The 20,904-nt window shown below is 46.5% G+C and carries 16 protein-coding genes; 6 read left to right on the forward strand and 10 right to left on the reverse strand.

The window, feature by feature from the left end:
• The first annotated feature begins 184 nt into the window (after positions 1 to 184).
• On the forward strand, positions 185 to 4,024 hold the full coding sequence (locus E5S67_RS05895; RefSeq protein WP_172186137.1) for a DNA polymerase III subunit alpha: 3,840 nt from the start codon (positions 185 to 187) through the stop codon (positions 4,022 to 4,024).
• Here the strand turns inward: E5S67_RS05895 and E5S67_RS05900 are convergent.
• The 3 genes from E5S67_RS05900 to E5S67_RS05910 form a co-directional block, all read right to left on the reverse strand.
• The gene (locus E5S67_RS05900) at positions 4,001 to 6,085 is read right to left on the reverse strand and encodes a serine/threonine-protein kinase (RefSeq protein ID WP_172186138.1); all 2,085 of its coding nucleotides are present in this window, start codon (positions 6,083 to 6,085) and stop codon (positions 4,001 to 4,003) included. The two genes, E5S67_RS05895 and E5S67_RS05900, sit on opposite strands and share 24 nt — an antisense overlap.
• Positions 6,086 to 6,410: 325 nt before the next feature.
• Positions 6,411 to 6,749: a DUF3593 domain-containing protein gene (locus E5S67_RS05905; protein WP_172186139.1), complete on the reverse strand. Its 339-nt coding sequence runs from the start codon at positions 6,747 to 6,749 to the stop codon at positions 6,411 to 6,413.
• 297 nt (positions 6,750 to 7,046) lie between these two features.
• Positions 7,047 to 7,697 (reverse strand): ATP-binding protein, encoded by a 651-nt coding sequence (locus E5S67_RS05910; RefSeq protein WP_172186140.1) that lies wholly within the window; start codon positions 7,695 to 7,697, stop codon positions 7,047 to 7,049.
• A gap of 170 nt (positions 7,698 to 7,867) precedes the next feature.
• On the opposite strand from E5S67_RS05910, the gene E5S67_RS32260 reads away from it, so the two are divergent.
• Both E5S67_RS32260 and E5S67_RS05915 read left to right on the forward strand, forming a co-directional pair.
• Entirely contained in the window at positions 7,868 to 8,077 is a 210-nt protein-coding gene (locus E5S67_RS32260) for a hypothetical protein (RefSeq protein WP_216670219.1), read from the forward strand.
• A 211-nt stretch (positions 8,078 to 8,288) separates the two neighbouring features.
• A complete protein-coding gene (locus E5S67_RS05915) occupies positions 8,289 to 9,032 on the forward strand; it encodes a pentapeptide repeat-containing protein (RefSeq protein ID WP_172186141.1) in 744 nt (247 codons plus the stop codon).
• Positions 9,033 to 9,140: 108 nt separating this feature from the next.
• Here E5S67_RS05915 and E5S67_RS05920 read toward each other — a convergent pair whose 3' ends face one another.
• A complete protein-coding gene (locus E5S67_RS05920) occupies positions 9,141 to 10,127 on the reverse strand; it encodes an alpha/beta hydrolase (protein WP_172186142.1) in 987 nt (328 codons plus the stop codon).
• Positions 10,128 to 10,245: 118 nt separating this feature from the next.
• On the reverse strand, positions 10,246 to 11,706 hold the full coding sequence (gene gatA, locus E5S67_RS05925) for an Asp-tRNA(Asn)/Glu-tRNA(Gln) amidotransferase subunit GatA (RefSeq protein ID WP_172186143.1): 1,461 nt from the start codon (positions 11,704 to 11,706) through the stop codon (positions 10,246 to 10,248).
• A 1,248-nt stretch (positions 11,707 to 12,954) separates the two neighbouring features.
• Here gatA and E5S67_RS05930 point away from each other — a divergent pair.
• From E5S67_RS05930 to E5S67_RS05940, 3 genes are all read left to right on the forward strand, one after another.
• Positions 12,955 to 13,410, forward strand: a complete 456-nt coding sequence (locus E5S67_RS05930) for a helix-turn-helix domain-containing protein (RefSeq protein ID WP_172186144.1) — start codon at positions 12,955 to 12,957, stop codon at positions 13,408 to 13,410.
• Between the two features lie 213 nt (positions 13,411 to 13,623).
• A complete protein-coding gene (locus E5S67_RS05935; protein WP_172186145.1) occupies positions 13,624 to 14,925 on the forward strand; it encodes a serine hydrolase in 1,302 nt (433 codons plus the stop codon).
• A gap of 56 nt (positions 14,926 to 14,981) precedes the next feature.
• Complete coding sequence (locus tag E5S67_RS05940; protein ID WP_172186146.1) at positions 14,982 to 15,812, forward strand: alpha/beta fold hydrolase; 831 nt, start codon at positions 14,982 to 14,984, stop codon at positions 15,810 to 15,812.
• Between the two features lie 203 nt (positions 15,813 to 16,015).
• Here the strand turns inward: E5S67_RS05940 and E5S67_RS05945 are convergent, their stop codons facing one another.
• From E5S67_RS05945 to carA, 5 genes are all read right to left on the reverse strand, one after another.
• Positions 16,016 to 16,294, reverse strand: a complete 279-nt coding sequence (locus E5S67_RS05945) for a DUF1816 domain-containing protein (protein WP_172186147.1) — start codon at positions 16,292 to 16,294, stop codon at positions 16,016 to 16,018.
• A 300-nt stretch (positions 16,295 to 16,594) separates the two neighbouring features.
• Positions 16,595 to 17,977: a 23S rRNA (guanosine(2251)-2'-O)-methyltransferase RlmB gene (gene rlmB, locus E5S67_RS05950; protein WP_172186148.1), complete on the reverse strand. Its 1,383-nt coding sequence runs from the start codon at positions 17,975 to 17,977 to the stop codon at positions 16,595 to 16,597.
• Between the two features lie 321 nt (positions 17,978 to 18,298).
• Complete coding sequence (locus E5S67_RS05955) at positions 18,299 to 18,754, reverse strand: Mini-ribonuclease 3 (protein ID WP_172186149.1); 456 nt, start codon at positions 18,752 to 18,754, stop codon at positions 18,299 to 18,301.
• 384 nt (positions 18,755 to 19,138) lie between these two features.
• Positions 19,139 to 19,495: an STAS domain-containing protein gene (locus tag E5S67_RS05960; RefSeq protein ID WP_172186150.1), complete on the reverse strand. Its 357-nt coding sequence runs from the start codon at positions 19,493 to 19,495 to the stop codon at positions 19,139 to 19,141.
• A 165-nt stretch (positions 19,496 to 19,660) separates the two neighbouring features.
• Positions 19,661 to 20,818: a glutamine-hydrolyzing carbamoyl-phosphate synthase small subunit gene (carA, locus tag E5S67_RS05965; RefSeq protein ID WP_172186151.1), complete on the reverse strand. Its 1,158-nt coding sequence runs from the start codon at positions 20,816 to 20,818 to the stop codon at positions 19,661 to 19,663.
• Positions 20,819 to 20,904: the final 86 nt, after the last annotated feature.

The following is a 20,904-nucleotide window of genomic DNA, read 5'->3' on the forward strand; positions in this document are numbered from 1 at the left end:
GAACTCGTAACTCAACAATTGATAATTGTTAACAAATACGGCAGAGGCGAACTGATGCGCTGTGGCATCGTATCCCCTACCACAATTATCTCAAAAGTAACATAAAACTTTGTTTTTTTATTTTACCCTTTGACACGCGGATAGTGTAGAATCTAAAATCTAAAATCTAAAATCTAAAATCCCTATGTCCTTCGTTGGTTTGCACATTCACAGCGATTATAGCCTGCTGGACGGGGCGTCTCAGCTACAGCAGCTCGCAGAACGGGCGGTGGAATTGGGGATGCCCGCGATCGCCCTTACAGACCACGGGGTGATGTACGGGGCGATCGAGCTAATCAAAGTTTGCCGAAATAAAAATATCAAGCCTATTATTGGCAATGAAATGTATGTCGTCAACGGCGACATAGAAGTCAAAGTTAGAGGTAGAAGAAAATACCATCAAGTTGTTTTAGCTAAAAATACCCAAGGTTATAAAAACCTCGTCAAACTAACCACGATTTCCCATTTAAAGGGAATGCCTGAAAGAGGTATTTTTGCTCGACCTTGCATCAACAAGGAACTGCTAAAACAATACTCCGAAGGTTTAATTGTCACCAGTGCTTGTTTGGGCGGGGAAGTTCCCCAAATGATTCTGCAAAACAAGCTAGATGCTGCCCGTGAAGTAGCCACATGGTATAAAGAAGTATTTGGGGAAGATTATTATATAGAAATTCAAGACCACGGTTCCCCGGAAGACCGGATTGTTAATGTTGAAATCGTCAAAATTGCCCGCGAACTCAACATTAAAATAATTGCCACCAATGATTCTCACTATATTTCCTGCAACGACGTAGAAGCACACGATGCTTTGCTGTGCATTAACACCAACAAACTGATTGAAGAAGACAAGCGGATGCGCTACAGCGGCACTGAATATCTTAAGTCTGCTATGGAGATGGCGCAACTGTTTCGAGACCATTTGGATGATGAAACAATCAAAGAGGCGATCGAAACCACTTTAGAGGTCGCAAATAAAGTATCGAGATACGAGCTCACAGGAGAAGCTCGGATTCCCACAATTCCAATTCCCCCAGAACATACAGCCGATACTTATGTAGAAGAAATATCCTGGCTGGGACTCTTAGAACGCCTCAAAGCCCGCACCAGAAATGAAATCCCCCCAGTCTACAAACAAAGGCTAGAATACGAACTGAAAATGCTTCAGCAGATGGGATTTTCGGAATACTTTTTAGTAGTTTGGGACTACATAAAATATGCGAGAGACAACGATATTCCAGTAGGACCAGGACGCGGTTCTGCCGCAGGTTCTCTAGTTGCCTACGTCCTCAAAATCACCAATATAGACCCCGTACACCACGGATTACTATTCGAGCGATTTCTCAATCCCGAACGCAAATCTATGCCAGATATTGATAGCGATTTCTGCATAGAAAGGCGGGACGACATGATTAAATACGTTACGGAAAAATATGGTAGCGAGCGCGTCGCGCAAATTATTACTTTCAACAGAATGACATCAAAAGCTGTCTTGAAAGATGTTGCCAGGGTGTTAGGTATTCCCTACAAAAAAGCCGACGAAATGGCAAAATTAATCCCCGTGTCCCGCGGAAAACCGGAAAAACTTAAAGTGATGATTTCCGATGAAACACCTGCACAGGAATTTAAAGACAACTATGAAAATACAATTTGCATAAATGCAGAAACTGGTACCGAAGTCCCCGTTCGTCAGTGGATTGACATGGCAATTCGCATTGAAGGAACTAACAAAACCTATGGTGTTCACGCGGCAGGTGTGGTAATTTCTTCAGAGCCGTTGGATGAACTTGTACCGCTGCAAAAGAATAATGAGGGGGCTGTGATTACCCAATATTTCATGGAAGATTTGGAATTTTTGGGGCTGCTGAAAATGGACTTTTTGGGATTGAAAAATTTAACAACGCTCCAGAAAACTGTTGATTATATTAAGCAAACCCAAAATCTAATTGTCGATCCAGAAATGCTACCTTCTGATATTGAGCGCAGAGCTCAAGAGACTTTTGGCAGAATCAAAAAGTTACCTGATGATGTAGATAAAACCTATAGACTTTTAGAAAGAGGAGATTTAGAAGGTATTTTTCAGTTAGAATCCTCGGGAATGCTGGATGTAGTGAAAAAACTCAAACCTTCCTGTCTGGATGATATTTCTTCTATTTTGGCACTTTACCGACCCGGCCCGCTGGATGCAGGTTTGATTCCTCAGTTTATTGACTGCAAGCACGGTAAAACAGTTGAGTACGATCATCCGTTATTAGAGCCTATTTTAAAAGAGACTTACGGAACACTTTGCTTTCAAGAGCAAATTATGCGGATGGCTCAAGAGTTGGCGGGCTATTCTTTGGGACAAGCTGACTTGCTGCGGCGCGCAATGGGCAAGAAGAAAGCTGATGAAATGCAGAAGCAAAAAGAAACGTTTATCGATGGGGCAACTAAGAATGGAGTTAGCCAAAGAATTGCTGATAAACTGTTCGCGCAGATGCTGCAATTCGCTGAATACTGTTTTAATAAATCCCATTCAATGGCCTATGCGTACATCACGTATCAAACTGCCTATTTAAAGGCGAATTATCCTCTAGAATACATGGCTGCACTGCTGACTGCTAACAGGGGCGATCAGGATAAAGTACAGAAATATATTGCCAATTGTCTCAAGCTGGGTATTGAGGTTGAGCCGCCAGATGTTAATAGCTCTGAACTTACTTTTACACCGATGCCGAAACAGATGACTGGCTCTGCAAAAGATAAAATTTTGTTTGGAATTTCTGCTGTCAAAAATGTGGGAGAAGCGGCAATTGAAAATATTTTGGCGGCGCGGCAGGAAGGGGGTAAGTTTAAATCGCTGCCGGATTTGTGCGATCGCGTAAATCTCCATTCTGTCAACCGCCGCGCTCTAGAAGCTTTAATTCAATGCGGAGCTTTTGACAAAATTGACGACAACCGTCATCAATTAGTAAACGACCTCGAAGGGGTAATGAAATGGGCGCAGGACCGCAAAAGAGATCGAGAAAGCGGGCAAGGTAATCTCTTTGACTTGTTAGGTACGAATAGCTTTGGCAAGTCGGTCAATACCTATGAGTCTGCGCCAAAATCTAAATTGGTTAAAGATTTTGACAAACAGGAGAAATTGCGCTTAGAAAAAGAATTGCTCGGTTTTTATGTATCAGAACATCCCCTAAAGTTTCTGATTCAAGTAAACCAAGACCCCGATGTTGTGACTCTCGAACAGTTAGCAGATAAAAAGGGGAAAGTAGCGGTTATTGTCATGCTCAGCGCTATTAAACTTGTAGTAACAAAAAAAGGCGAGGCGATGGCTATTTTGCAATTAGAAGATTTGACACATCAAATAAAAGCTGTTGTGTTCCCCAAGGCTTACGAACAAGTGAAACCTTACATTGTAGAGAATGCGATCTTACAGATTAGTGGAAAAATTGAGAAAGATGGCGAGGAAATTCAGATAATTGTAGACACTGCAAAGCCGGTTGAAACAGTACAGGTTACAGAGGAAATCGAGAGGGCGGAACCGGAAATAAACAACCCTTGGCCGGCGGAACCAGTCAACGTTGTACGATCGACAAAACCTGTCGAAGTTTTAGAAATGGTGATTGTCAAGCTGACACCGCAGCAAGTACAAGACGGGAAAAAACTCAATTCCCTCAAAGCTATTTTGCAAGAACTTTCCAATCGTGGAGAAGGTGCTAGCGTTTCTTTGGGGGGAATTGTTGTCGGTGAATATTCCTGTCAACCCCTTCGGATTAGCCCTCAATTGTGGGTGCAAGATGGCGAGGGAACTGTTAGCCGTCTTAAGTCGGCTGGATTTGATGCTTGGGTTTTTCCTCTAGACAATCGCGGGGATGCTGCGGTGTTTCGAGAAATGCGATCGCAACTTAATGTACACTCTTGGGCCAGTCGTTTACTTGACATTGACGCCGATCGCCTTCACAAGTATCTCAATTATCTCGCCCAATTAAACAGACGCCCGCCAAACTAACACTTCGCCGCCATCGCCACCGGTGACTAAAGTTTGACCGTCAGGACTAAAAGCCACCGGATTGCACCCAGCAAGACTGCACAAACATTCTCCTGTTTGCAGGTTCCAGAGTTTCACCGTACCGTCTCGACTGCCGCTAGCCATCGTTTCGCGATCTGGACTAATCGCCACCGAAATCACCGCATCAGAATGCCCGTTCAAAGTATTAATCAATTCCCCTGTATCGGCATTCCACAATTTAATAGTAGCGTCGGCACTTCCACTGACAATCGTCTTTCCATCTTGACTAAATGCGATCGCATAAACCCAATCTGAATGACCGACAAAAGTCCGTACACTCTCCCCAATACCTACAAGCCACATCTTGATAGTTTTGTCAGCACTGCCGCTGGCAAGCATCATACTTTGAGGGCGAAAACTAACAGATAAAACCTTGTCAGAATGTCCCGACAGTTTTTGAACCAATGCTCCGTTGCGCTGGTTCCACAATTTAATACTCTGGTCGCCGCTAGCACTCGCAATCGCTCCCGAGTCGCAACTAAAAGCCACCGAGTACACGGAGCCGTAGCGGTGACTGTACGGCGAACCAAAATCGCTGTAAAATTCGCGAATCATCGCCTTTTTATCCAGCTTCCACTCAATGACTTTCCTGTCAAAACTGCCGCTAACCATCATTCTCCCATCTGGGCTGATTGCCACAGCATCAACCCTGGCGGAATGGCCGAAAAAAGTATGGATGAATTCACCTGTTGGCAGGTTCCACAGCTTAATTGTTTTATCGTCGCTGGCGCTCGCGAGAATATTGCCTTGAGGATTAATAACAACAGCATTAACCGAGTCTGAATGACCGTGGAGAATGCGCGCGCACCGCCAGTTATTAGACAATAATTGCGGATTGCTAGCGGATGGCGCAACATGAACATTTTGGGCCGGCGCGGCCGATACGGCGGTTGCTGTATTTGGCTGCGAGTTAGTTAATGGCGAATTTATAGCTATTTTGGTTCGATAATTATAAGAAATTTGAGAACGGGGATATTGCCCAAATTTTACCAAGTCTTGCAGCACTTCACCAGCGGACTGATATCGATCTTTTACCGAATCTTTGAGCAATTTATTCAAAATAGTTGCTAATTTTTGGCTGACTTTTATGCCTTTTTGCGCCAAGTGCGATCGCCAAATCCATTTGCATTCCAAAGCATCGAACAAATCATTCAGTACCGCCCCAGTTAGCAGGTGAATGCAGGTAACGCCCAAACTGTAAAGGTCGCTCGCCGGATACGCTTTGCCGCTGCGAATTTGTTCGATCGGCGCATAGCCAGCAGTTCCAGTTATCGTCCCTGTTTTCGCCTCAGAAATGCCGGTAATGTGCTTAGCAACTCCAAAATCTACTAGCACAAACTGACCCCCCCTCGCCTTCCCCTGTACAGCAGGGGATTCAGCAACAATTATCCCTTCTATACCAGCAGAAGATTGAGGTAAAGTTGCCCCTCCTTTTTCTTTACCAGGAGTCGAGCTGCCATATCCCGCCGCCCACAAGGTTTGGGGAGTTCTCCGCACAATATTTTCCGGCTTAATATCGCGATGAATCACCTGCTGCTCGTGAACAAATTGCAAAACAGGCAACAAATTGATCAACAATTCCCAAATCTGTTCCTCGCTAAAAGCACCCCGCTGCTGCAACTCCTGAAACAAATTATTCCCCTCGATTAACTCTTCCACAAGATACAGACGTTTGGCTTGTTCAAAAGAAGCCAGCAAACTTGGAATCTGCGGGTGTTCTCCGAGTTCGTGCAGCCGATGAGCTTCTTGTTTGAACAGTGCAGTTGCCTTTTCTAATTCTTCCTTCTCTTGAACGTGGGGGAAAAATTGTTTGATGGCGCAGCGAGTTTTCAACCTATCTTCATCGACAGCTAAAAAAGTTCTGCCAAATGTTCCTTCACCGATAGGTTGAATGGCGCGGTAACGCTCTTTCAGTAGCAATTTAGAGCCGCACGCCAGACAAAAATTGCTTGAGTCAGCATTCTGCGGCTTTTGGCAATGGGGATTGAGGCAATAGCTCATCTTTTTTCCGGCCTGGAGATTCCCACCACAGCTAAACTTAGCAACATGGTAGTCTGTTTCCACTCACGCCCAGAGCACCATTCTCGATAATAACTGAGAAACTGGCTTTCTCAACCCAAAATCTCGGCTCTCAGGTTGAGCCTGTGGCAAGAAACCAAGGTGATGACACTAGAAGTGCTTGATGTGAGTTTCCATATATTCTAATGCTTTCCTAAAATTTTGCAGGTTGGCGGAGCACCAACTGGTATGTCAACAGTTAACTGTTAACTGCGGCTATTCGGGAGCATTTCTGCGGAGAGTAAATACAAAACTGAGATGATCCCGGCTATTCTCCCCCATCTAGAAGACACTCTTGCTCCCCGCCGCCATTCTGTGAGGATGCTTTGGCTTTAATCACCGCTTCCCTAAAGCCTAAAACTACTAAAATATTGGCAATTGTTAAGAATAATTCCGCAGAACCGTGCAGCCAATCGACATTTGCTAGCGACTCGTTGTAGGCAACTTTTGCGTAAATTGCGGCGGGAATAGTCACAGCCACAAAAACGAGAGTGCCGTAAAATCCCATCAGAGCTAAACGGGGTGTTTTTCCCGAGCGAGTCAAAAACCAGAGAAATCCCAAGTAGGGAAATAGAGACAGAACAAATAAAGTTTCTTTGGAAATCATTAGTAATTGGTGAGCAACCAGATACTATGATAAATTAAAAAATCCCAAATTAGTGTGAATAATTTTGAACTTTTAATTTTGAGTTTTTAATGTTTAATTCGACAGAGGCACCGGTTGCTCTCGAACCGCTAGAGAATCACCCAAGCTCATAGCTTTTAAGCAAAGCCGCAGCAGGTCGGAAGTATTCAAAACCCCTCACGCACATGAAGACAAAACCCGGCACTCGTCCCCTAACACGGTTTTTAGCATAACACATTTTCAACCGTGGCAGTCTGTTAATTGTCTCTCACCCCAAAGCTATCGAGCAATTATAAACTGAGACAGTTCCCAAGTTTTCGGTCTGCTAGGCATTAAGCAAGGATGGTTCAAAACCTCTAAATCCAAGCAGCGTTTTCTATCTGCTGCGATAGTTTCCTTCAGCTTAGCATCAAAATCAAAATACGGACCGCAATCTAAAATTTTGAGTTCCAACCGTCCCTTAAACACCATAATTTCCAGTTTAACAGGAGTTTCAACTGGCAGATTTTTGTGAGCGTGGCGAACTGCATTAGTGAAACCTTCAGCCAAAGCTAACTGAAACTTCCACCAAACCTCATTAGGTATCGATAAATCTTTCAACTGCTCAAACCACTCCAAAACTATAGTTAAAGCATTCACATCTGTGTTGACTTGCAGGCTAATGTGTTGAACACAACTTTCATGCAGTTCTTGTTCCTGCTGTATTTCATTCTGCCAATCCCAGGTATTTAAGCAATTCATTAACTCATCTAAAATGCTAGCATTTTTTATATTTTGCGATCGATTGCGACCTTCTACTTCGTAACTTTTGCTCAGGGACAAACAATTTCGACCGTCGAGAGTCCGTGTGTAACTTAGCTCGTCTGCAACCTGCCACATGAGTTTGATCCCCCTGCCGCCCTCTGCAAGTTGATCTATGCTGTTCGACATCTATTTTCCTCGTCTGAAAGTGTTAGCTGTACCCAATTTTATCACCCGCCGAGACACGCGGTATTTTTTTGATACTTCTTGGCTCGGTATTATTTCGGGGGTCACACCAGAATGCTATCTTTTTTACAAAAGGCAACGCATCAGCAATATGTCTTAAAAGTCTAAGCCAATTGGCTTATTTACCGATCGCCTGTACGGAGAACGATCGCCCTACGCAGCACAATCCAACTGCATCGAGTACAAATATTTATCCGCTGTCGGAGTCAGCCACTTGCTGCAGCCGTCGCAAGCTCCAGAATCCCTGGCATTCAGCGCCGGCTTCCTGCCGTGGGAAGCTGCAAGGGAGCCTGGAAGTGCGCGATCTCATCCCCAAGGCGTAGGTAATATCCGTAAGCGCGAGCGCGATCGAACCTTATACCGTCGAGCCGCGTCAATCCACTAAATTAGGACTTGCGCAAAAAACCCGGTTTCTGCTAAGAATATTGGGTTTGACAGCGAGGAATTAACGAGGAAACTGAGTTTTTAGTGCCCCGCGTGTAAGTCCAGCAGACAAATCGGTGATGAAAGGCAGTTACAGGACTTACCCAGACTATGACCAAAATCAACCTAAAAATTCTCGCTGCAGCAATACTGCTACTCCCATTTTGCGCAGCAATTCCCTTACAAGCTCAAAATCTGTCTCTACTTAAGCGGCTGCTAGAAACAAGAGGATGTCCCGGATGCGACTTATTTGGTGCTTCCTTGAGCCGTGCAGATTTGTTTGGCGCTTCCTTGAGCCGCGCCACTCTCAGCAGGGCCGACTTAGTTGATGCCGACTTGACTGCGGCTGACTTAATGGAAGCTAATTTAAATAACGCCAACATGAGAAACGCCTTTTTGACCGACGCCGACCTCAGCAAAGCCGACATGAGCAGGGCAGACATCAGGGGAGCCAACTTAGAAAATGCCAACCTCAGCGAGAGTTTTCTTCTAGACGCATCCCTCCAGTTGGCTAACTTAAAATGCAGTAATTTGAGCGCCGCCAAACTAAGTCGAACCGATCTGAGAAATGCCGATTTAAGCGGTGCAAATCTCACCGGTGCAGACCTCAAAGAAGCCGATTTAAGCGGTGCAAATCTCAGCGGTGCAGACCTGAGATCTGCCGACTTGAGGGATGCGAGATTGAACAAAGCTAATCTCACAGATGCCAATCTTTGTGGTGCCCGGATGCCAAACCAAAAAATATCTCGGCGAGGCTGCGAAGTTAAGAAAGAACAAGCGATAAGCACGAACAATTACTGTAATTACTGCTATGCCTTGAATGACTGGTGGCTTAATGTATTAAGGTTTTACTAAGCAGTATCATCGCGATAACTGCTCTGTTTCAGATATGTACTGTTAGAAAGAAGTGCGAGCAGGCGGTACAGATATTCAACTGAACCTGTTACCGCCAACAGCTTTTATCTAGTTTGAAGAACCTAAAAATTGGCTCAGTATTTGCAGATATTCTTCGCCGCCGATATGTGCCACATTAGTGTGACCTCCATCAGGAACTATGTAAAGCTGTTTGGGTTCAGGTGCTGCATCAAACAGTTTTTTGCTCATTTCCACTGGAACTACTTTGTCAGCAGCCCCGTGAATAAACAGCACAGGCATTTGCAGCCGATCGACTTTTGAAAGAGAATCAAACCGCTGTGTCAGCAAAACATCGATCGGAAACATCCAAAACAGCCCTTTTTGGAAATTCACCATCGCCCGTGTCGAAGTAAAAGAGCCTTCTACGATTAACCCCGCCGCCTCCGGGTGACGCACGGCTAGATCGATCGCGATCGCCCCTCCCAAAGAATGACCGTAGATATAAATTTGATTCGGGTTAATCCCCCGCTGTTTCACCAAATAATCCCAAGCAAGTTGAGCATCCTCATAAACCTGAGATTCGCTCGGAAAATCGCCCTGGCTTTTTCCATAACCGCGATAATCCATCACAAATACCGACAAACCTAATCGATGAAATCGATGAGCGTGTTCGACATTTGATCCCACATTTGAAGCATTGCCGTGCAGGTACAAAACTACCCCCCCTAACCCCCCCTTGTTAAGGGCGGGAACCGCAGCGATGACCCGTTTGTCACTTTGGGGCGCAGCCAGAAACGACTCCTCCTTTCTGGCTCCACCCCTTGCTAAGGGGGGGCTGGGGGGATTTTCCGAGGCAGGAATCCACCACCCGTGCACGCTTTCCACCGCGCCTGTTTTAGTTGAAATTGGCAGCCAGACATCTTGATATTTCAACTGAAAATCATCTGGCGTAGTTTCGATCGCGCGCGCGGGAAAAAAGATAAACTTACCTTGTGCTACAAATAGGAATACACAAGCAGCAGAATAAGCAACGGCCAAAACTATCCCAAAAGCTATTAGCGATTTAGACAAAAGGAATACTAGCAACTTGTTCATAGATAGAGCACGCGGGAAATTAGAGATCGCTCAAAAGCTAATGGCAAATGATTAATTCAGACAATTAGCCAAGATCGATTACTAACTTCCGCTGCCGCATTCCGCCGAATTTCAAAAATTAATGCAATTCAGGGTGGTGCAAGTGCCAATTCGTAGACTGTTCGTAAGCGTGAGCCACTTGAAACAGCCGAGATTCTTGCAAAACATTACCAATTAGTTGTATACCCACTGGCAGTCCTTTATCATCAAATCCGCAGGGCAAACTCAAAGCTGGTAAACCAGCAAGATTCACCGGAATAGTCATCAAATCTGACAAATACATACTCAGGGGGTCATTAAATTTTTCCCCTGCCTTAAATGCGGTAGTAGGAGCAGTGGGACAGACTAAAACATCAACTTGAGAAAAAGCTTTTTCAAAGTCTTCTTTAATCAAAGTCCGAACTTTTTGAGCTTTTAGATAATAGGCGTCGTAATATCCAGCAGACAACACGTAAGTACCGATCGCAATCCGGCGTTTAACTTCCGCACCGAACCCTTGAGAGCGAGTTTTGGCATACATATCCAAAAGATTATCGGAGTCTGGAGACCGAAAACCGTATTTGACTCCATCATATCGCGCCAAATTTGCCGAAGCTTCCGAGGGAGCAATAATGTAGTAAGTGGGCAAACCGTAGCGGAACCGGGGACAAGAAATGACTTGAATTTCTGCGCCCAATTGTTGAAATTGCTCGATCGCCTTAGTAACAGCGTCTTTAACCCCCGAGTCCAACCCGACACCAAAAGTTTCTTTAATTACACCAATTCTAATCTGACCCTTCGGTCGCAAACTGGGTCTTAAAGCTTGGGCGTAGTCAGGAATTGGGACATTAAGACTCGTGGAATCTCTCGGATCGTAACCCGCGATCGCCCCCAACAAAATCGCCGCATCCTCAACAGTCCGGCCAAAGGGCCCGATTTGATCGAGAGAAGAAGCATAGGCGACCAAACCGTAGCGAGAAACCAATCCATAAGTCGGTTTCAGCCCCACCAAACCGCAAAAAGCAGCAGGTTGGCGGATTGAGCCGCCTGTATCCGAACCCAAACTCACGACACATTCTTCGGCGGCTACCGCTGCGGCAGAACCGCCAGAAGACCCTCCGGGCACGCGCTCCAAGTCCCAAGGATTTGCGGTAACTTGATAGGCAGAAGTTTCTGTCGAGCTCCCCATTGCAAACTCGTCCATATTCGCCTTACCCACAATCACCGCACCGGCTGCTTGGAGTTTCGAGACGACGGTTGCATCGTAGGGAGGCACAAAATTCTCCAAAATTCGAGAGGCGCAGGTTGTGGGAACGCCCTCGGTACACATATTGTCTTTAACGGCGATCGGGATGCCGGCCAACAGGCCAATTTGCTCTCCGGCTGCGATTTGGGCATCCACTTTGTGGGCCTGCGCCAATGCGCTGTCTGCTGTCACGCACAGAAAGCTTTTCAACTTCGGCTCTAGCTGGGTAATTCGGTCTAATGCTTCTTGAGTAATTTCCACAGCCGAGCGTTCTTTATTGACCAGTTGTCGGTGCAACTCGCGGATGGATGCCATGCTCGTACCTTTATCATTTCTACTTTGAGACAATACAGTTAATATAACTGGCAATTGCACGCACTTACAGCTATTCGGCAAAGTCCGCTATTTTTGTGGCTTTGTTCGATCGCGCGATCGACCCTTTTACATACAATAGATTAAATTCTCAAAATCGCACCAGACAAAAAATATCGCTAGAGCTTTTTACCTAATGTTTTAAAAAATAAAGAATGCAACTGTATTAGGACTTAGGCAAAAAGTGGTTTGACGTGTTAATTATAAGGGTAAGGCGCGCAATGCGCCGCCTACATAATTAAGTTCTGCTTCCACAACTGTGTATGCAAAATTAAAATCCTTATAAAATTACCCATCCCGAATTCTTTAATCTAAAATCTAAAAGCAAATTAGCCCTTTCCAAAATTTAAAATTTCTCACCCAGGTTATATTCGACGCAACCAATGATTTAGCGTATAAAAATATCAAAAAAAATAAATTCCTTCCCGATTGTTGCTGCTACCCTTTATGGGGAATATAACCAGATAATCTTGGCAAGATTGCTCCTGAGCTCTTACTCCTTTCGCTAGATACAATTAATCCATAGTTTAAAAGCATATTTAGATATCAAGCGGATTTCAACTTGGATTACCCCCCTGATAGTCCTGAAAAAACTGAAGAAGAAATAGAAACTTATTAACCAATACGCTTGAGTCAACACTGTTTATTGCCCGGAGATCCCCCTCGTATACCCCCAATCGTTGGGGGGATGCAAGATCGAGTTCTTGTTGCCTCCTTGGTTCGGGGGGCTAGCGAGGATCGGGCTTAACTGAACCGTATTGACTTATGAGCAACAAGGTATTAGCTTGTAGCTGCAACTTCAAAAAGAATTATCCCCAGATAATGAAGTGCGCTATTCTAGCCAAAAATTACGAAAAGTTATCAGTCATCCGAGTGAATTAATGGCTGCAGCGTAATTACAAAAAAGATCGAGCTTTTCGCATCCACGCCCATTGTGCCACGGGTCAAAAAGCCGATCGGAAATGTGGGGTTCACAAAAAAGCTCGGAACGCTCACCGCCACGCCGAGGTCTTTTGTTAGGCGCACCTGCAAAAAAACAGCAGTGTTTCCTCACCTGCATCTATCTGCGTGCATCAGCAGCAAAAAAAGCTAGGTATTTGCCCCCACGATCCCCAGGAAAACAATTTCATCCGGAATTATCCCCAAAACCAAAGATATATGGTAAGAAGTTCCCGATGCCCCGTTGGAGGAATGCCACCTAAAGCTCACTTAGAATCCCACCTGACGGCAGAGGAACTCAAACTTCGCTACCGGCAGGCACAAAACACCACAGAGTCGCGCCGCTGGCACTTGCTGCTCTTAGTTTCCCGAAATTGGACTATCAAACAAGCAGCCCAAGTCGTAGGTCTCAACTACGACTACGCCAAAGAAATTGTCCAGCGCTATAACCGAGAAGGCCCTAACTCTGTCAGGAACCGCAGCGGAGACCGCCAGCCCCCTCCTGCGAAATCCTTGCTGAATCCTGAACAGCAAGAAGAACTGCGACAAGCGCTGCAAGGATCTGCCCCCGACGGCGGAGACTGGACAGGCCCCAAAGTAGCTCGCTGGATTGCCGAAAAAATCGGTAGCGATCATGTCTGGCCCCAACGCGGCTGGGATTACCTCAAGCGGTTGGGTGCTGACTGGCGACGGCGGCGCAGAAAGTAGATAGTTTGCAATATTTAGAGGGGGTTGATTTCCTTCGTGCGATCGCTCCCTTTATTTTGGTTATCTTAGCGCAGCGGCGCAATCAAACGATTTTAGATTTTAGATTTTAGATTTTAGATTTTAGATTTGTTCTCCTATCTAAAATCTTAAACCGTTTGACTGATGTAACAATAGCTGCTTATATAGAATTTGGTTGTGTTGAGGATGTTAAATATGCGAGGGATCAGGCCTTTTTTGTCGATCGCTAACAAGACTTTGGCAGTAGTAGCTGGCATCGGACTGGTTCAGATGTTAACAATCGCAAGTTCATTCTCTCAATCATCTAACCCGCGTTCCTTAGACGAACTCTACAAAATTCGCGATCGGCTCGTCAGCGAATTAGAACAGCCCCCCTCTCCCTCCCCAGAACCAACCCTGCTCTCCCGCTTAGTTCCCGTCGCCACAAATCCTCAAGAACAAGTCCTACAGCAGTTGCAGGCGGTGGAAGCTCAAATATTAGTAGAACAGAGGGCTAACGACAACTTACAGCAAGCAGTCCGTTTAGCCAACCGAGCCGTAGAAACTACACGGCAGCAAAATCAGTCGATCGAATCTTCGCAGCAAACTCAATTTTTGTGGCATCAGGCCCTCAACAACTTGCAGGAAGTTCCTCAAAATTCATTTTTAGCTTCTCTCACTGCCTCAAAAACTCAAGAATACCGGGAAAATTTAACAGCAGCAACCTCTCAAGTGCAGCAAGCAAAATCTGATTTTTTGGCTGCGGTTGCCCGGGAAAGCGGTTTGTCTGGGCAAGCTTCGATCGGCATTTGCCACCTTTCTAGAGAGTGCGTGCACCTGCGGGGCGATGTACCTCCTATCAGTCCGGCCAGCTTAATTAAATTGCCAATTGCTGTCGCCCTGATGCAAAAAGTCGAAAAAGAAAAAATTAGTCTGAACCAGGAAGTATTCGTCAGTCGCGGTAATTTCACCGAAGACTCATCGGCGAAGATTACGTCCAATCGCAATTACCCGCTACAGCTACTGTTAGAAGAAATGATCTATCGCAGCAGCAACATCGCCACCAATCAACTGATCGATTATTTGGGATCGGATTACATCAATCAATTCTTAGATAATCGCGGCTACGAAGTCACCCGCGTCAACTTCAAATTAATGGGGGAAAAAACTATGCCCACCAACCCCGGTTCTGGTCGCAACCGCGTGACTGCTAACGAACTCACCGAAATGATGGTGCAAATTTACAACGGCGAAACACCCGGTGCTAAACTGTTAATAGAAACTCTCAACCGCCAGTACGATCACGCTCTGGGATTTGCCGCCTTGCAAGGAACTAAAGCTCAGTGGTTGGGGGAAAAAACAGGCCAAAATTCCTGGGTGCTCGGCACAACTTTAGCCATGAGCATTGACGACGAGGCATATGTGATGACTGTGATTGACAGCCGCAGCAGCGATCTGCAAATGCGCCAGTCTATTTCTAAAATTGCCGATTACATTGTCCGAAACCCCAGCTTTTAACGGCTGGAATATAAAATTTATAGCTGGGGAAAACGCACCGCCCAAACAGTTAAAAAATGCTGCATCAAAAACTCAGTGTTTCCGTCAAAGGCCAAGGGTTTCCCATCCTCTGCTTGCACGGCCATCCAGGTTCCGGCGATTGTATGTCCGTCTTTACAGAACACTTATCAAAGCGGTTCCAGACGATCGCACCAGACTTGCGCGGATATGGCAACAGCCGCACCTCAACTTTCTTTGAAATGACCGACCATCTCCTCGATTTAGAAGCTCTTTTAGACCGATTGGGAGTCGATCGGTGTTTGGTGATCGGATGGTCTTTGGGAGGGATTTTAGCCCTGGAATTAGCCATGAAATATCCCCAGCGAGTCACGGGTTTGATTCTACTTGCATCCGCAGCCAAACCGCGAGGAAGTCACCCTCCCATCTCTTGGCAAGATAACCTTTACACCGGTTTAGCCGGAATTATCAATTGGGCGATACCCGGTTGGCAGTGGAATATTGATACTTTTGGTAGGCGATCGCTCTTTCGCTACTTGATACAGCAGCAGAAAGCCACCCCTTACCGCTACTTAGCACAGGCAGGTACCCCCGCCTACCTCAAAACTTCCAACACGGCCACCAAGGCTTTAAATACCGCTCTGAGGGCTGGATACGATCGACTGATCCACCTCGGCGACATTCAATGTCCGTGCTTGGTGTTGGCCGGAGAGGGCGATCGGCACATCACCTCGGCATCGAGTTTAGAAACAGCCCGCCACCTTCACAATTGTCAGTGGCAGTGCTATCCAAATACAGCCCACTTGTTCCCTTGGGAAATTCCCGATCGGGTACTCGCAGACATCGATAGTTGGATTGAGAAATTCCCCCAAGCAGTTGGTAATTGCTAGTCTTAAGTTTGGAGTTTGTCAGCAGCAATTAATCACCCAACAGTCAAGAATTTTGAATTTATATCGTTGCCGTTTACCTCCGAATCATAAATTTCCGAGTGCAGTGCGAGCTTCCCGCTCGCTATCAGCGCTCGCAAGCAAGGTATAATTCCGCAGTTACCGGATTTTAATTTACAACTCAAAACTCAAAATTTCCCGTGCTTCTACTGACCGCTCAAAACAGGCCACAGCCCTCCCTCAGTCAGCTTTCCCAAATCATCTGCAACCGTCAAAGTAACAGGTTTGCAGCGAAGAATTGAAACACGAAGACCTTCTGCCCCTTCATTTTCTATGTCTTCTACATATCCTGCTTTTGCAGCTTCCGCTTCTGGAGCCGTCAAAAACGGCCCAAAATAGTAAATGCACCGCGGCGCTGAAGTTTTCACTTCAACCCACCAAGCCAATCCGAAAAAATTGAGCAAGCTAATCAAGAATTCTTTCATGTGCTTTTCTAACGTATTTGACGGTGTTTTCAGGGTGCTGCGAACACGCCTAGGCTTTCGTTATTTACACGTGGCTGACTGCTACCAAGAACCTATCCAAACCTATTTAAAGCTGATATCTAAATAGATTGGTATTGAATTCCTGTTTGAACGTAGGGGGAAAGCCCCTTGTACTTTCGCCTGTCCGTAACGAAAGCCGATCGGCTCTCCTTACTTGTTCAAGGTGTGCTGCCGCTCAATTCTGGGCGGCACCCACAATAAACTACTCTGTTGTGCTCTTTTTTTCAAGCACCTTTACGATCAGTGTACGTGAAACTTTTTGGGCCCGCGCTGGCGGTAAATTTCGTATAAAGCCATCCCCGTTGCTACCGAGACATTGAGGCTAGGAGTCTTCCCCCTTAAAGGAATTGAAACTAATCCGTCACAGCCGCGCTGTATCAAAAGGCTCAAACCGTCAGCTTCACCCCCCACCACTAAAACAGTGGGCCCAGAGAACTTGATTGTCTCTACCGATTGACCGACGCCGGCAGCAGTGCCATAAATCCAGAATCCGGCCTCTTTCAATTCTTCCAGCGCCCGGTTAAGATTGACAACCCTCGCCACTGGCAGGCTTTCCAAGGCCCCTGCGGCCACTTTTCTCACTGCCGAGGTAATCCCAACAGCCCGCCGCTGCGGAATCACCATGCCCTGAGCTCCCAATGCTTCTGCGGTGCGAATGATCGCCCCTAGATTGTGGGGGTCGTTGAGTCCTTCTGCCACCACAATTACTGGATCTTCGCAAGCAGACTTAGCGTTTGCGATCAGTTCGCCCAAATCCAGGTATTCGTATGCTGATACTTGAGCGGCTACGCCTTGGTGGTTGGCTTTGCGCGTGATGTAGTCGAGGCGTAAATCGTCAACTTCATCAATGATGCTGCCGTTAGCCTTGGCTTCGGTTAGCAAGCTGTGAAAGCGGGGATCGTACCGCAGGTGCGGGACAACCCAGATCCGGTTGAGGACTTGGTTTGTTTCTAAAGCCGCTTGTACCGCATGGCGGCCGTAAATCATGTCGTCTGTGTCTGCGTCTGGTTGCACGACTGTATTTGAGGCCGTGTCAACAGGGCGAGTGTCTCTGTCTTTGTCTCTGTCTCTGAAATGGTTGCCCCGGAATTCCTGCGGGCTGCTGTCTCTGTCTCTGTCTCTGTCTTTGTCTTTGTAATAATTGCCCCGGGATTCCTGCGGGCTGCTGTCTCTGTCTCTGTCTTTGTAATAATTGCCCCGGGATTCCTGCGGGCTGCTGTCTCTGTCTCGGAAATTGTTGCGAACCGGCTGCGGGCTGCTGTCTCTGTCTCGGAAATTGTTGCGAACTGGCTGCGGGCTGCTGTCTCTGTCTCTGTCTTGGTAATAATTGCCCCGGGATTCCTGGGGGCTGCTGTCTCTGTCTTTGAAATGATTATTTCTGCGAATTTCAGGTTGGCTGTCGGAATCGGCCCTCCGTTTGAAAATTGCTCTCACGGGCATTTCTCGGGATTGGGGGGAGAAGGTCGATCGCTTTTGAGGCGCATCTACTCCGCGAGTGTCGGGACGGGGCTTGCGTTCAAAGCGGGGAGAGGAGGGTTGTGAGTCCTGACGGCGGCCTTCGCTTTTGAATGGCTTGCTATCGGAATTTGAGCGCGAGGAGCTTGGTTTGGTAAATTTTCTCATGGGTTTTTTGTGGCAGTCAAAGCGATTTTTGATTTTCGATTTTTGATTTTCGATTGAAGAATTGACGGTTCAATCTTGGGGCTGTGAGATTTTTGATTGGCTGGGGAGGAAGCATCGATTGAAGAATTGAAGAATTGACGGATCGATCTTGGGGCTGTGAGATTTTAGATTGGGTGGGGAGGGAGCAAGGATTTTGCTGTGATCAAGTTGCTAATTAATGGCTGATAAATCCTGTTTGCCCGATCGAGATTTTTGCAGTTTTAGGTTTGTCGCCGTGCAAGGGTTGTTAATTAATCCCTCCTCATTCCCAACTCTTAACTGCTAAATCATTTCATTCTCAAGTTCTAAAAGTGCCAAAAGTTCGGTCAATCTTTCGGGATCGGTGAGGTACAAATATCCGATCAAAGTTTCTAAGCTGCTGGCTTGTTGGTATATCTCTGGATCTGCTCGCTTAGAACGCCCCGATGCGGCATTGCGGCCGCGCTTGACAACTGCTAATTCTATACTGTTCAAGTAAGGAGAGATCGATCGCAAGTGACGCGCTTGAGTTTCGGCTCGTACTTGCCCCACCACCAATTCATGATAAGCTTGCAATCTTCTGGGCGGCATTAAATACAAACTCCGAATGTAGAGTTCGTATACTGCATCCCCCAAATATGCCCAGGCTGCGGGCGAAATTCTTTCTATTTCTGCTGGTGTAGCCCTCGCAGGATGCACTCGATTTAAACTGATATCAGTCAGACTCAGTTTGAGCCCGTCATCTGCGATCGGCAACATACTTTTTTAAATAAAACTTTCGCACAGCTTGGTTTTTCTAGTCACTGACTTATTTCGTCTTTCGTCACTTCAACAATTATAGCTTTCACAGGAGTGTTCGCTCTCAGAGCACGAAGCGAGATATACAGGCAAAGCTTTGCGCGACGCTCGCAGTCCTAAAAAAGGCTTTTTACACTCATCGGGATGCTCTACTTCTTATACCATTTTTCCGCGTTTTTGCAACACATATTTTACTGCCTTGCCACCGGAGCTCAAAGCATAGGGGGAAATAGCGGCAAGACTTGTCGCAGCTTCTGGGAAAATCGGTATTGCTTTACCAGCACAACAATAAAAATTTGCTATCCAGCGTTGAGAACCGGATAGCTAATTTAATCCACTTTGGCGTCAAGCATCCTTGACGTTTTTTACCGCCTCATCAACCGAAGGCTGCAAAGACAAAAACTTCTCTAAGCGAACCAGTTTAACAGTCTGAGTTACGCGGGGATTTGAGACAATTTGCAATGTCCCTTCCAAGGTTTGGGCTTTTTTGACAAGTTGCACAAGTGCACCCAAGCCTGAACTATCCACAAAGTCTATCTGAGACAAGTCCAAAATTACGTGTTTTGGGCCCTCGTCAATACATTTGCTCAGTACCTTCCGAAAAGTTGCCTCAGAAAAAGCGTCCAGCAGGCCAGTCAAGCGAAATAACTGATAGTTATTCTTGACTTCGCGAGTGCCTCTGAGGCTAACGGTCAGGGTCAATGACTCAGGAATGACACCCTCCTAGCTAGATATGGCTTAAAGTCGAGGCTTCATTATAGGAGTTTTTTGGTCTTTTGTCTACAGTTTTTTTAGTCAGCGGTTTTTAGTTTTTTTTTGAGGCAGCAGTCATTAGCGGACTACTGACTAATGACTGCTGACTAAGGACTACTTTCTGCTGGCTACTTTCTGATTGTCTCGCATTGACTGCACGAATCGATCGAACAAATAGTCAGCATCGTGCGGGCCGGGACTGGCTTCTGGGTGGTATTGGACTGAAAACAGCGGCAGAGTTTTGTGCTTCAATCCGGCTACGGTGCGATCGTTCAAATTGAGATGAGTAATTTCTACTTCGGGGACTAGGGAATCGGGGTCGATCGCAAAACCATGATTTTGGCTAGTAATTTCTACTTGCTGAGTTAAACCCGCTGGATGATTCAATCCCCGGTGGCCGAACTTAAGTTTAAAAGTTTCTGCACCCAAGGAAAGTCCCAAAATCTGGTGTCCCATGCAGATGCCGAATACCGGTTTGTCCGACTTTAACAAAGCTTTCGCAGTCGCGATCCCTTCCGTTACCGCCGCCGGATCTCCGGGGCCATTGGACAGAAAAATGCCGTCGGGGTTGTATTTGAGGATTTCCTCTGGCGACGTGTCAGCCGGTACAACGATGACCCGACACCCGTAACTCGCCAGACGCCGCAGGATGTTGCGCTTGATCCCAAAGTCTAGCGCCACCACCGTCCACATTTCGCCGCTAGCAGGTTTGACTGTAGGACTGAACTCCCAAACCGAGTCCGTGGCTTCAGACCACTCGTAAACCTTGCGGGTACTGACTTCCTGAACCAGATTCAGCCCGTCCATGCTGGGGGCATCTTGCACTTGCTCCAAAAGCTCCGCCTGGTCGAGAATCGTGGTCGAAATGCCGCCGTTGATCGCTCCCACCGTGCGAATTTTGCGAGTGAGGGCCCGCGTGTCGATGCCGTAAATTCCGGGGATATCGTACTGTTTCAGGTAGTCTTGCAGAGATTGCGAGCAGCGCCAGTTGCTGGGGCGGCTGCATACGTTCCGGGCGATCGCACCCCGAATTTGCGGGCGCGAAGATTCTTCGTCTTCGAGATTTACCCCGGTATTGCCCAATTCTGGATAAGTAAAAGTTACAATTTGCCCACAATAGCTGGGATCTGTCAAGACTTCTTGGTAGCCCGTCATTCCGGTATTGAATACTACCTCCCCGACGACGGTAGCGTTAGCGCCAAAGGACCAGCCGCGGTAAGCAGTACCGTCAGCCAGGACTAGGAGAGCGGGTTGTGCAGTTGAAAGTGACATGGCATCCTTAATTACTTTCGTTTGGTTTAATTCTTACCACTGCCAGAGATTTGATGCTAGCCGGCAAGATACAAATATTATTTTAA

This window comes from Microcoleus asticus IPMA8 (assembly GCF_013179805.1).
Classification (GTDB): domain Bacteria; phylum Cyanobacteriota; class Cyanobacteriia; order Cyanobacteriales; family Microcoleaceae; genus Microcoleus; species Microcoleus asticus.

What these genes read in the sequence shown, in the direction of transcription:
- E5S67_RS05895 (WP_172186137.1), top strand. Translation starts at nt 185, where the DNA reads ATGTCCTTCGTTGGTTTGCACATTCACAGCGATTATAGCCTGCTGGAC.
- E5S67_RS05900 (WP_172186138.1), bottom strand. Translation starts at nt 6,085, where the DNA reads ATGAGCTATTGCCTCAATCCCCATTGCCAAAAGCCGCAGAATGCTGAC.
- E5S67_RS05905 (WP_172186139.1), bottom strand. Translation starts at nt 6,749, where the DNA reads ATGATTTCCAAAGAAACTTTATTTGTTCTGTCTCTATTTCCCTACTTG.
- E5S67_RS05910 (WP_172186140.1), bottom strand. Translation starts at nt 7,697, where the DNA reads ATGTCGAACAGCATAGATCAACTTGCAGAGGGCGGCAGGGGGATCAAA.
- E5S67_RS05915 (WP_172186141.1), top strand. Translation starts at nt 8,289, where the DNA reads ATGACCAAAATCAACCTAAAAATTCTCGCTGCAGCAATACTGCTACTC.
- E5S67_RS05920 (WP_172186142.1), bottom strand. Translation starts at nt 10,127, where the DNA reads ATGAACAAGTTGCTAGTATTCCTTTTGTCTAAATCGCTAATAGCTTTT.
- gatA (WP_172186143.1), bottom strand. Translation starts at nt 11,706, where the DNA reads ATGGCATCCATCCGCGAGTTGCACCGACAACTGGTCAATAAAGAACGC.
- E5S67_RS05930 (WP_172186144.1), top strand. Translation starts at nt 12,955, where the DNA reads ATGCCACCTAAAGCTCACTTAGAATCCCACCTGACGGCAGAGGAACTC.
- E5S67_RS05935 (WP_172186145.1), top strand. Translation starts at nt 13,624, where the DNA reads ATGCGAGGGATCAGGCCTTTTTTGTCGATCGCTAACAAGACTTTGGCA.
- E5S67_RS05940 (WP_172186146.1), top strand. Translation starts at nt 14,982, where the DNA reads ATGCTGCATCAAAAACTCAGTGTTTCCGTCAAAGGCCAAGGGTTTCCC.
- E5S67_RS05945 (WP_172186147.1), bottom strand. Translation starts at nt 16,294, where the DNA reads ATGAAAGAATTCTTGATTAGCTTGCTCAATTTTTTCGGATTGGCTTGG.
- rlmB (WP_172186148.1), bottom strand. Translation starts at nt 17,977, where the DNA reads ATGAGAAAATTTACCAAACCAAGCTCCTCGCGCTCAAATTCCGATAGC.
- E5S67_RS05955 (WP_172186149.1), bottom strand. Translation starts at nt 18,754, where the DNA reads ATGTTGCCGATCGCAGATGACGGGCTCAAACTGAGTCTGACTGATATC.
- carA (WP_172186151.1), bottom strand. Translation starts at nt 20,818, where the DNA reads ATGTCACTTTCAACTGCACAACCCGCTCTCCTAGTCCTGGCTGACGGT.